The following is an 11,276-nucleotide window of genomic DNA, read 5'->3' as shown; positions in this document are numbered from 1 at the left end:
ACCAGCCTAAGGGCGGCGCGCGCCTAAGCTGACGGCATGCTGATCCTCGCGGCCACCCCGATCGGCAACCTCGGCGACGCGTCGGATCGCCTCCGCCGCGCGCTGGCCGACACCGCCGTCATCGCGGCGGAGGACACCCGCACGACCCAGCGCCTCCTCGCCGCGCTCGGGGTGGACAACCGCCCCCGGCTGATCGCGCTGCACGATCACAACGAGAAGGACCGGGCAGCGGAGATCGTCGCCCTCGCCCGCGAGCAGGATGTCCTCCTTCTCAGCGACGCCGGCATGCCCACGGTGAGCGATCCGGGCTTCTCCGTCGTCGCTCAGGCCGCCGCCGAGGGGGTCGGCGTCACCGTCATCCCGGGTCCGAGCGCCGTGGTGACGGCGCTGGCCGCATCGGGGCTGCCGACGGATCGGTTCTCGTTCGAGGGGTTCCCACCCCGGAAGGCGGGGGAACGCGACACCCTCTTCGGGGAGCTGTCGACCGAGCGGCGGACGATGGTCTTCTTCGAAGCGCCGTCCCGGATCGCCGAGACCCTCGGCGCCCTCGCCCGCGCTTTCGGACCCGATCGCCCCGCCGCGGTCTGCCGAGAGCTCACCAAACTCCACGAGGAGATCCGCCGGGGCACCCTCGGCGAGCTCGCGGGGTGGGCGGCCGGCGGAGTCCGTGGCGAGATCGTCGTCGTCGTGGGCGGCGCCGAGCGCCGCGGGGTGTCGCTCGCCGACGGCGTGGGCGAGGTCACGCGCCTGGTCGCCGGGGGTGTGCGATTGAAGGATGCCGCGGCCGAGGTGGCCGGTCAGACCGGCCTGTCGCGGCGCGATCTGTACGAAGCGGCGCTGGCTGCCCGTCACACGGCGGACGGCGGCATCGGCTCCACCTAGAATTCTCGGGTGACTTCCGGCCGATCCTTCTACATCACGACGCCGATCTACTACCCGAGCGACGTGCCCCACATCGGCCACGGCTACACCACCGTCGCCGTGGACGCGCTGGCGCGCTGGCACCGCCAGGCCGGTGACGACACCTGGATGCTCACCGGCACCGACGAGCACGGTCAGAAGATGCTGCGGGCTGCCGCCGCGAACGGGGCCACCCCGCAGGAGTGGGTGGACCGGCTGGTGGCGGAGTCGTGGTTCCCGCTCCTGAAGACCCTCGATGTCGCCAACGACGACTTCATCCGCACCACCCAGCCGCGGCACGAGGAGCGCGTGCGTCAGTTCGTGCAGGCGATCCACGACCGCGGGTACATCTACGCCGGTGAGTTCGAGGCGCTGTACTGCGTGGGCTGCGAGGAGTTCAAGACCGAGTCCGAGATTGTGGACGGCACCGGCGCCTTCGAGGGGTTGAAGGTGTGCGCCATCCACTCCAAGCCCCTCGAGCTCCTGCAGGAGAAGAACTACTTCTTCAAGCTCAGCGAGTTCACCGAGCCGCTGCTGAAGCTGTACGCCGAGAACCCCGATTTCATCCGGCCCGAATCGGCGCGGAACGAAGTCGTCTCCTTCGTCAAGCAGGGCCTGAAAGACCTCTCGATCTCGCGATCGACGTTCGACTGGGGCATCAAGGTGCCGTGGGATGAGACCCACGTCATCTACGTCTGGGTGGACGCGCTGCTGAACTACGCCACCGCCGTGGGATTCGGCTCCGACCCCGAGGAGTTCGCCCGGCGATGGCCCGCGTACCACGTCGTCGGCAAGGACATCCTGCGCTTCCACGCCGTCATCTGGCCCGCCATGCTCATGGCGGCCGGCGTCGAGGTGCCCCGCGGTGTCTTCGCCCACGGGTGGCTGCTGGTCGGCGGCGAGAAGATGTCGAAGTCGAAGCTGACCGGGATCGCCCCCACCGAGATCACCGACGTCTTCGGGTCGGATGCGTACCGGTTCTACTTCCTCTCCGCGATCGCGTTCGGCCAGGACGGCTCGTTCTCGTGGGAGGACCTCTCGGCCCGGTACCAGGCGGAGCTCGCCAACGGCTTCGGCAACCTCGCCTCGCGCACGACGGCGATGATCGCCCGGTACCGGGAGGGGATCGTGCCGCCCGCGGGGGAGGAGACCGACGGCGACCGGGTCATCCGCGAGACCGTGGCGAATGCCGTGGAAAGAGCGGATGCCGCGATCGAACGGTTCCGGCTGGACGAGGCGATCGCCGCGATCTGGACGATCGTCGACGCGCTGAACCTGTACATCACCGAGAACGAGCCCTGGGTGCTCGCGAAGGACGAGGGCCTCCGCAGCCGCCTGGACACCGTGCTCTACACCGCCGCCGAGGGGCTCCGCGCGCTCGCGGTGCTGCTGTCGCCCATCATGCCGATCGCCACAGAGAAGCTGTGGGTGGGGCTCGGCGCCGCCGAGTCGCTCGGCCGACTGCAGGATCAGGCGCTCCGCGACGCGGGGCGGTGGGGGCAGCTCCGCCCGGGCACGAGTGTCAACGCGCTCGCGCCGCTCTTCCCGCGCGTGGAGCAGCCCGGCGACGGCCAGCCGGGGGCGGCGAAGGCGTGACCGATCCGAGCGGATACATCCGGGAGCGCCACAACGACGGCTCGCGCGATGTCCGCTGGCCCGCGGCGCCCGAGCCGCTGCGCGTACCGGTCTACGACAACCACGCGCACCTGGAGATCACCGACGGTGACGAGCCGCTCGACCTCGACGCCCAGCTCGCCCGCGCGCGCGCCGTCGGCGTCATCGGGGTGGTGCAGGCCGGCGGCGACATCGAATCCAGTCGCTGGTCGGCTGCCGCCGCGGCATCCCACCCCGACGTCCTCGCCGCTGTCGCCATCCACCCCAACGAAGCGCCTGCCTACGCCGAGGCCGGACGCCTCGACGAGGCGATCGCGGTGATCGATGCGCTCGCCGCCGAACCGCGCGTGCGCGCCATCGGCGAGACGGGCCTGGATTTCTTTCGCACCGGCGAGGAGGGGCTGGCCGCCCAGCACGCCTCGTTCGAGGCGCACATCGCCCTGGCGAAGAAGCACGGGATCTCGATGCAGATCCACGACCGCGGCGCGCACGAAGCCGTCCTCGAGACCCTCGACCGCGTGGGGGCGCCCGACCGGACCGTCTTCCACTGCTTCTCGGGCGACGCCGAGATGGCCCGCCGCTGCGCGGACGAGGGCTACTACCTGTCCTTCGCCGGCAATGTGACGTTCAAGAACGCCCAGAACCTGCGCGACGCCCTGAAGGTGACGCCCCGGGAGCGGGTGCTGGTCGAGACCGACGCGCCCTTCCTCACCCCGACGCCGCACCGGGGCCGCCCGAACGCGCCCTACCTCGTGCCCGTGACGGTGCGCTTCCTCGCCGCCGAACTCGAGGTCGAGGTCGATGAGCTGTGCGCGCAACTTGCCGAGAACACCCTCGCCGTCTACGGCTCCTTCACCGGCTGAGATGCGATGACCGAGCTGTGGGACCTGATCGATGAGACAGGGCGTCCGCTCGGCCGGACCCACCGGCGGGATGACCCGGCCTTTCCCGACGGGACGTTCCATCTCGTCGTGTCGGTGTGCGCGGTCCGGCCGGACGGTCGGGTGCTGACCACCCGCCGCGCGGCGGTGAAGGACTGGCCCCTGTCGTGGGAGTTCCCCGCGGGCAGCGCCCTGGCCGGAGAGACCAGTCGGCAGGCAGCGGTGCGCGAGCTCGCCGAGGAGACCGGTGTCGTCGTCGACCCCGCCGCTCTCGCGCTCGTCGGTCGCGTGCGGGAGGAGCGGGCGCTGTTCGATCTGTACCTCGCGCGGGTCGACGATCCCGCGGTCGTGCCCGATCCCGCCGAGGTCAGCGAGGCCGAATGGGCGCCGGTCGAGACCGTCTTCGCCCGCACGGCCGCAGGCGAGATGGCAGGGCCGTGGGTGCGGCGTCTGCGCGAACTCGGTGAGCCGCTGCGGGCGCGGATCCGGAGCTGACGGTCAGGCCGGGGTCGGGGTGGCGCCGAGGGCCGGGGGAGCCGCGGCGATATGGGAGATCGAGCGCCACACCAGGGCCAGGGTGACCGCCGAACCCGCGAACGCGAACCACCAGGGCCCGGTCGGACCCCAGATCTGGGCGATCACCCCGCCGAGGAACTGGCCGATCACGAGCCCGCCGAACACCCCCACCATGTTCACCGAGGCGATCCGGCCCTGCAGGGCCATCGGCACCAGGCGCTGACGCACGGTGGTCGAGATCGTGCCCCACACGAAGGCGTAGAGACCGAATCCGAACATGATCACGAACGCGATCGCAGGCGCCGTGGTCAGCGCGAAGGCCAGGTGCATGAGCACCTCGCAGGTCAGACACACGCGCATGAGCGTGGCGAAGCGGATCCGCTTCTCGAGGAATCCGAAACTGAAGATCGCGATGATCCCGCCCAGCGCGGATGCGGTCGTCAGCGCCCCGTACCCGACGGGCCCCATGCCGAGATACTCGGTGGCGTAGAGCACGAGCACCCCCCACGGGGCTGCCCAGGTGACGTTGAAGACGAGGATGATCACCACGAGTGTGCGCACCGGTGCGTTGTGCCGGAGCCAACGAAGACCTTCACGGATGGCGCGGAGCTTGGACTCCCGTTCGGTCTCGCCTGAATCGGGCACGGGGGTGCGCGCGATCCGGGAGATGAGCAGGATCGCCAGGCTCACGCAGAACACCTGCAGCAGGAACGGCACGAACGATCCCGCGGCGAAGAGGAAGGCGCCCAGCGGCGGCCCCGCCAGCTGATTGCCCACGAGGAATCCCGCCTGCATCCGCGCGTTCCCGACGCCGAGGTCCGCGGGCCTCACGAGCATGGGCAGCAGGGTGCTTCCGGCCGAATCGGCGAAGACCTCGGCGGTGCCGTAGAGGAACGACGTCACGAGCACCAGCCAGACGGTGGCCTGCCCGGTGAGGAGGAAGATCACGAGCCCGAGGATGACCAGGGCGCGCAGGGCATTGGCGAGCATCACCAGCCGGCGCCGGTCATGGTGGTCGGCGACAGCCCCCGCGAGCAGACCGAACAGCAGCCACGGCAGGAACTGCATCATGGCGCCGGCGGCGACGAGGATCGGCGACGACGTCAGCGACGCGATGAGCAGGGGAGCGGCGGCGAGGGCGATCCCGTCGCCGAGATTGCTCGTCCACGACGACGCCAGCAGCCACCGGAAATCCCGCCCGAGGCGACGGGGTGCGATGAGGTCGCCGAGGGAGGGCATCCGATCATCCTAGGATCGGATGCCGCTTCCGACGGCTTCCGTCAGGCGCTTCTGCCGGCCTTCGCCTTCGAGACGAACAGCGTCTCGGTCTGCTCGAGCTCCATGCCCTTGGTCTCGGGGATCTTCAGCAGCACGTACACGAAGGACAGACCGGCGAAGATCGCGTACATGGCGTAGGTGAGCGGGAGCGACCAGTTCGACATCGCCGGGAAGCTGACGGTGATGAGGAAGTTGGCGATCCACTGGGCGCCCGCGGCGACGCCGAGCGCCTTGCCGCGGATGCGACTGGGGAAGATCTCGCCCAGCAGCACCCAGACCAGCGGTCCCCACGACGCGCCGAACCCGATCACGAACAGGTTCGCCGCGACCAGCGCGATCGGACCCCAGGCGCCGGGAAGACTCACCTCGCCGTCCACGGTCTCGGCGAAGGCGAAGGAGAGCGCCATGGCGCCGAGCGACACGGTCATGAGGATCGAGCCGGTAAGGAGGATGGGTTTGCGGCCCACCCTGTCGACCAGCACGATCGCCACGATCGTGACGAGCACGTTCGTCACCGACGTGATGACGCTGATCAGCAGGGAGTTCTGCTCGGTGAAGCCGACGGCCCGCCACAGCGTCGTGGAGTAGTAGAAGATCACGTTGATGCCGACGAACTGCTGGAACACCGACAGGATGATGCCGACCCAGACGATCCCCTGGAGACCGAATCGGGGGCCGCGCAGCGACACGCCCTTGCTCTTCTTGTCGGCGGCGATCGCCTGCTCGAGGTCCTTCATCGTCTGGTTCAGGTCGGCCTCGGGGACGAGGTGGGCGAAGATGGCCCGCGCTTCGTCGTACTTCCCCTGCGAGATAAGGAAGCGCGGCGACTCGGGCATGGTGAAGGCCAGCACGCCGTAGACGACGGCGGGAACGGCCTCGACCAGCAGCATCCATCTCCAGGCTTCCAGCCCCAGCCACAGCTGCGAGGATGCGCCCCCCGCGACGCCGGCGAGAAGGGCGTTGGAGAGCAGGGCGCCGAAGATGCCGAGCGTGATCGCCAGCTGCTGCAACGAGCCGAGCGTGCCGCGGATCTGACGCGGGGCGACCTCGGCGATGTAGGCCGGCGCCACCACCGAGGCGATTCCGATGCCGAGTCCGCCGATGAAGCGCCAGACGGTCAGGTCGATCGCGCTGAAGGCGAGCCCCGAACCGATCGCGCTGACGAAGAAGAGCACCGAGCCGAGCATCATCACCCGCAGGCGCCCCCAGCGGTCGCTGAGGACACCCGCCAGCACCGCCCCCAGCGCGCAGCCCAGGAGCGCGACGGCGACGACGAACCCGGTGATCACCGCGGTGAGGTCGAACTGGCTCTCGATCGAGTCGACGGCGCCGTTGATCACCGACGAGTCGAACCCGAACAGGAACCCGCCGACCGCGGCCGCGATCGACAGGGCCACCGCTCGGCGTCCGAAGGGGCTGCGCATGGAGAAAGCCTGAGTGGGAATCGACGCTGAGGAGCTCACGGGGGTCACCATAGCCCCGCGGGGTTCGGCGCGTGAGGGCTTGCGCGGCGAGTCACTAGGGTGGAAGCCATGGCGGTGACCCTTCTCGGCGCGGGCGAGATCCGCGCCCTCGCCGCCGAGCTCGATGTCACCCCGACCAAGAAGCTCGGTCAGAACTTCGTCGTGGACGCCAACACCGTCCGGCGGATCGTGCAGGTCGCCCGGGTCGCCCCCGGCGAGCACGTCGTCGAGGTCGGACCGGGACTCGGCTCGCTGACGCTGGCCATCCTGGGCGCGGGCGCCGAGGTGACCGCCGTCGAGATCGACCATCGACTGGCCGCGCGACTGCCGGCCACCGCCGCCGCTCACGGGGCTCCGCCCGGATCGCTGCGGGTCATCGACGCCGATGCGCTCGCGGTCACCGCCCTCCCGGGTGACCCGTCGGTCCTCGTGGCGAATCTCCCGTACAACGTCTCGGTGCCGGTGCTCCTGCACTTCCTCGAGACATTCCCCGCGCTCGAGCGCGGGGTGGTGATGGTGCAGGCCGAGGTGGGGGAGCGGCTCGCGGCCGCTCCGCGCACGAAGGCCTACGGTTCGCCGAGCGTCAAGGCTTCGTGGTACGGGGTGTGGCGCCTGGCGGGCACCGTGCCGCGCCAGGTGTTCTGGCCGGTTCCGAACGTGGACAGTGTCCTCGTGGGGTTCCACCGTCACCCCGAGCCGACCGGCACCGAGGCCGAGCGACGGGCGACCTTCGCCCTCATCGACGCCGCGTTCGGGCAGCGCCGAAAGATGCTGCGGCAGGCCCTCGCCGGCGCCCTGGGCGGCGGCTCGGCGGAGGCGTCGGCGATCCTGGAGAGGGCCGGGGTGGCACCGACGGCGAGGGGCGAGGAGCTCGTCGTGGGGGATTTCCTCCGCATCGCCCACGCGCTCCCGGCCTGACGACATCCCGTGTACACGGGGTGTGCCGCCTGTATTCACCTGAACGCACCCTACGGTTCACATATCCGACTACCATCGGACGCACCCGACACCCCAAGGGGGCGGAGAAGACAGTGGACAGACTCCTCGCCGAGTACCCCAGACCCGAACGCGTGCTCCTGCACCTCAGCGACACGCACCTGCGGGCCCACGGATCGCGTCTCTACGACCGCATCGATGCCGAAGAGAGGCTCGGGAAGGCCCTGACGGCCATCACCGACTCGGGCATGCGGCCCCACGCCCTGGTGTTCACCGGCGACCTCGCCGATTTCGGCGAGCCCGAGGCCTACGAGCGGGTGCGAGCCCTCGTCGACCCGGTTGCCGAGGCCGTCGGCGCCCGCGTGGTCTGGGTGATGGGCAATCACGACGAGCGGGCGGCCTTCCACGCCGGGCTCTGGGGACGCCGGGATGATTCGGGGCGGCCGGTCGACCGCGTCGACGAGATCGACGGGCTCCGCATCGTCACCCTCGACACCAGCGTTCCCGGCAAGCACCACGGCGAGCTCTCCGACGCGCAGCTCTCCTGGCTCCGACGTGTCCTCGCCGTCCCCGCGCCCCTGGGAACCATCCTCGCGATGCACCACCCGCCGGTGCCGAGCGTGCTGGACCTTGCCGCGAGCGTCGAGCTTCGCGAGCAGTCACGCCTCGCCGAGGTCATCCGGTCCACCGACGTGCGGGCGATCCTCGCCGGCCATCTGCACTACTCGACCTTCGCCACGTTCGCCGGCGTTCCGGTGTCGGTGGCCTCGGCGACCTGTTACACGCAGGACCTCACCGTCCCCGTCGGCGGCACGAGACCCCAGGATGCCGCGCAGGCGTTCAACGTGGTGCACATCTACGACGACACCGTCGTGCATTCGGTCGTGCCGGTGGACGCCGGCCCGGTGCTCGACTTCGTCGACGCGGAGGAGTCGCGCCGTCGCCTGGACGATGCCGGTGTCGAGCTCCGCGGGGCGGAGGACGCCGACGCCGACACGGTCAGCGGGAGCTCGCCGCCGACGTCTCCGCTGCCGGTGCTGCACTGACCTCGTCGCGCTCCCACGGCGCGCGCACGGGGAAGTAGCGCTCGAGGCTGTCGCGGATCGCGCGGATGCGCACCTCCTCGGGGAGCTCGGGGACGCTCCCGTCGTTCAGGCAGAACATGTCGGTGTCGCGACGGGCGAGGAGCCGCTCCATGCGACGCAGCGACGCGAGCTGGGTGGTCTGGATGTACCGCACCCGGGGCTTGGTCGTCACGATCGCCCGCCCGGTCAGCAGCGCGTAGTAGTGATACAGGCTGTTGGTGACGGAGATGTCGGTGGCCGATCGGAAGGGGCTTCCCGCCGTGCGGGCGTAGTCCTCGGCGAACTCGCGCTCCAGCTCGTAGGCGACCGAGCGGCGCATCGGCACCGCGCAGTGCTCGAGGTCGTGGGTGATGAGCCGCCCGAATCGCTCGCGCAGCAGCGCGCGGTTGACGCGCAGACCGTTGTCGTGGCCGCTGCGTTCGGGACGCGGATCTCCGGTGCCGATGCGCACGCGGCTCTCGACGAACGTGCTCACCCCGCCCGGGGAGAAGAACAGCTCGGGGTCGACGGGTCGCCCGAAGAACATGTCGTCGTTGCTGTACAGGAAGTGCTCGGCGAGTCCGTCGATGCGGTGCAGCTGCGCCTCGACGGCGTGCGAGTTGTGCGTCGGCAGTCCGGCCGGGTCGGCGAAGAACTCCTCGCTGCGCACGATCGTCACCCGGGGATGGTCGGCCAGCCACGCCGGCGCGGGGGAGTCGGTGGCGATGAAGATCCGCCGCACCCACGGGGCGTGCATGTAGACACTGCGCAGCGCGTACTTCAGCTCGTCGATCTGCCGATACCGTGCGGGGGCGTCGTCGCCGTCGCCCACGACGTAGCTCTGCATGCGCGCCGCGCGGCTGCGCTGGAACTCGCTGGAGGAGCCGTCGACCCAGGAGAAGACCATGTCCACGTCGCCGGAGAACTCCGTGGCGTGGGTCTCGTACATGCCCGACAGCGTGCGCCAGCGCCTGCCGTGGCGTTCGATCTCGGTGTACGACACATCGTCGGCGGCCATCGTCCGGCGGGTGAGGAGGGTGGGTCGGGGCGCCTCGATGAGCTCGGCTCCGAACCGCCACAGGTCGACGCGGGTGCCCGAGGACGATCCGTAGCGGAGGGTGCCGCCCGGGGTGACCCGTGGTCGGAAGACGGTCACCGTGGCGAGCCCCACCGGATCGGCGAGGGTGTGCAACGGCACCGGCTCCTCACCGGGGGTACGGGCGTAGAACGGTTCGTCGGTGCCCAGGCGTCGCAGCGTCTGAAACGTCCGCGCGCCGTCCTCTGCGTCCACGACGAGTCGGTCTCGACGCTCGGCATCCCGGACGAGCAGCACGTCGATCCCCTCGGCGGCGAGCGCATCGGCGACGGCCAGCAGATCGACCACCGCCGCTTCGCCCACCGGGAGTGTCTCGTGGACGGTGTGGAGCATCCCGTCGACCAGCCGCACGTCGTCGCGCGCGAGCAGGTTCGTCCAGGGATCGCTCATCGACGGAAGGGGAGCGACACGTGCCATGGGAACCTCCTCGCGAAGTCAGGTGGAGCGCGCCCCGCACGGGGCACCGGACAACTGTAGTTCTCCTTCTGTTTCCTCGGCGTTTCGCCGGCGCCGCGGACGATAGCCTCGAAGCATGACCGTGGACCCCGCCGGCCCCGCCGATCGCGTCCACGTCCGCGCGCCGGGGAAGCTCAACGTCTTCTTCGAGGTGGGGGCTGTCCAGCCCGACGGCTATCACGACGTCGCATCGGCCTATCAGGCGGTCTCGCTCGTGGAGGACCTGTGGGCCGAACGCGACGACGACTTCTCGCTGACGGTGTCGGGCTCGGTGGATGTCTCGGGCGTGCCGGTGGACGATCGCAATCTCGCCCTGCGGGCGGCGCGGCTGGTGGCGAGCGAGATCGGGCATCGCGGCGGAGTGCGGCTGCACATCGACAAGCACGTGCCCGTCGCCGGAGGGATGGGCGGCGGGTCGGCGGATGCGGCGGCCGCCCTCGTCGCGTGCGACGCCCTGTGGGGGGCCGAGCTCGGGTCATCCGGACTTCATCGCCTGGCCCGTCGCCTCGGGGCGGACGTGCCGTTCGCGCTCATGGGCGGGACGGCGATCGGCACCGGGCGAGGCGACCAGCTGAACCGGGCGCTCGCGAAGGGCCGCTTCGACTGGGTCGTCGTCACCTCGGAAGAAGGGCTGTCGACACCGGAGGTCTACAGCCACCTCGACGCGATGAGGGCGCGCTCCGACATCGCTCCGTCGCCGCGCAGCCCCGATGTCGATCCGGGAGTCCTCCAGGCGCTGCGGATCGGCGACGCCGTCGCCCTCGCCGCGCACGTGCGCAACGACCTGCAGGCGGCGGCGCTGTCGCTGCGGCCCGACCTGCGCGACGTCCTCGAGCTCGGTGAGAGCTCGGGGGCGCTCGTGGGAATGGTGTCGGGATCGGGTCCGACCTCGGCGTTCCTCGCGGCCGATCCCGAGTCCGCGCTCGAGCTGCAGGTCGCGCTGAGCGTCGCCGGACACCACGCCCTGCACGTCCACGGTCCGGTTCCGGGCGCGCGGATTGTGTCGGAGTAGATCGCCATTTCCGTCCCGGTGTCGCCGGTGTCGGCTAGCGTGAACAGGGTCGTCGCTCCG

Annotated in this window: 10 protein-coding genes; 7 read left to right on the top strand and 3 right to left on the bottom strand. The window is 70.4% G+C overall.

Features of this window, described 5'->3' with window-relative positions:
- Window positions 1–36 precede the first annotated feature (36 nt).
- Genes rsmI through MA875_RS04280 form a run of 4 tightly spaced genes read left to right on the top strand, consistent with a single transcriptional unit; the run spans window position 37 to window position 3,890 of the window.
- A complete protein-coding gene (gene rsmI / locus MA875_RS04295; protein ID WP_248240493.1) occupies window positions 37–882 on the top strand; it encodes a 16S rRNA (cytidine(1402)-2'-O)-methyltransferase in 846 nt (281 codons plus the stop codon).
- 9 nt (window positions 883–891) lie between these two features.
- Window positions 892–2,496: a methionine--tRNA ligase gene (gene metG, locus MA875_RS04290; protein WP_248240492.1), complete on the top strand. Its 1,605-nt coding sequence runs from the start codon at window positions 892–894 to the stop codon at window positions 2,494–2,496.
- Window positions 2,493–3,377 carry a TatD family hydrolase gene (locus MA875_RS04285; RefSeq protein ID WP_248240491.1) on the top strand — a complete coding sequence of 295 codons (885 nt, stop codon included), beginning with the start codon at window positions 2,493–2,495 and terminating at the stop codon, window positions 3,375–3,377. Before metG ends, MA875_RS04285 begins: the two co-directional genes overlap by 4 nt.
- Before the next feature lie 6 nt (window positions 3,378–3,383).
- Window positions 3,384–3,890, top strand: coding sequence for an NUDIX hydrolase (locus tag MA875_RS04280; RefSeq protein ID WP_248240490.1), 507 nt, complete (start codon window positions 3,384–3,386; stop codon window positions 3,888–3,890).
- Between the two features lie 3 nt (window positions 3,891–3,893).
- On the opposite strand, the gene MA875_RS04275 is transcribed toward MA875_RS04280, so the two are convergent.
- Window positions 3,894–5,150, bottom strand: a complete 1,257-nt coding sequence (locus tag MA875_RS04275; RefSeq protein ID WP_248240489.1) for an MFS transporter — start codon at window positions 5,148–5,150, stop codon at window positions 3,894–3,896.
- Between the two features lie 41 nt (window positions 5,151–5,191).
- Window positions 5,192–6,613: a sugar porter family MFS transporter gene (locus tag MA875_RS04270; RefSeq protein ID WP_248240488.1), complete on the bottom strand. Its 1,422-nt coding sequence runs from the start codon at window positions 6,611–6,613 to the stop codon at window positions 5,192–5,194.
- Window positions 6,614–6,721: 108 nt separating this feature from the next.
- Here MA875_RS04270 and rsmA point away from each other — a divergent pair, with 108 nt between their 5' ends.
- Window positions 6,722–7,570 (top strand): 16S rRNA (adenine(1518)-N(6)/adenine(1519)-N(6))-dimethyltransferase RsmA, encoded by an 849-nt coding sequence (gene rsmA / locus MA875_RS04265; protein ID WP_248240487.1) that lies wholly within the window; start codon window positions 6,722–6,724, stop codon window positions 7,568–7,570.
- A 113-nt stretch (window positions 7,571–7,683) separates the two neighbouring features.
- Window positions 7,684–8,634: a phosphodiesterase gene (locus MA875_RS04260; RefSeq protein ID WP_248240486.1), complete on the top strand. Its 951-nt coding sequence runs from the start codon at window positions 7,684–7,686 to the stop codon at window positions 8,632–8,634.
- Here MA875_RS04260 and MA875_RS04255 read toward each other — a convergent pair.
- On the bottom strand, window positions 8,588–10,165 hold the full coding sequence (locus MA875_RS04255) for a stealth family protein (RefSeq protein ID WP_248240485.1): 1,578 nt from the start codon (window positions 10,163–10,165) through the stop codon (window positions 8,588–8,590). The genes MA875_RS04260 and MA875_RS04255 overlap by 47 nt on opposite strands.
- A gap of 115 nt (window positions 10,166–10,280) precedes the next feature.
- Between MA875_RS04255 and MA875_RS04250 the strand changes: the two genes are divergently transcribed.
- Entirely contained in the window at window positions 10,281–11,216 is a 936-nt protein-coding gene (locus MA875_RS04250) for a 4-(cytidine 5'-diphospho)-2-C-methyl-D-erythritol kinase (RefSeq protein ID WP_248240484.1), read from the top strand.
- Window positions 11,217–11,276: the final 60 nt, after the last annotated feature.

It is taken from the genome of Microbacterium kunmingense, from assembly GCF_023155745.1.
Taxonomy (GTDB): domain Bacteria; phylum Actinomycetota; class Actinomycetes; order Actinomycetales; family Microbacteriaceae; genus Microbacterium; species Microbacterium kunmingense.
This window is presented reverse-complemented; position numbering and strand designations above follow the sequence as displayed.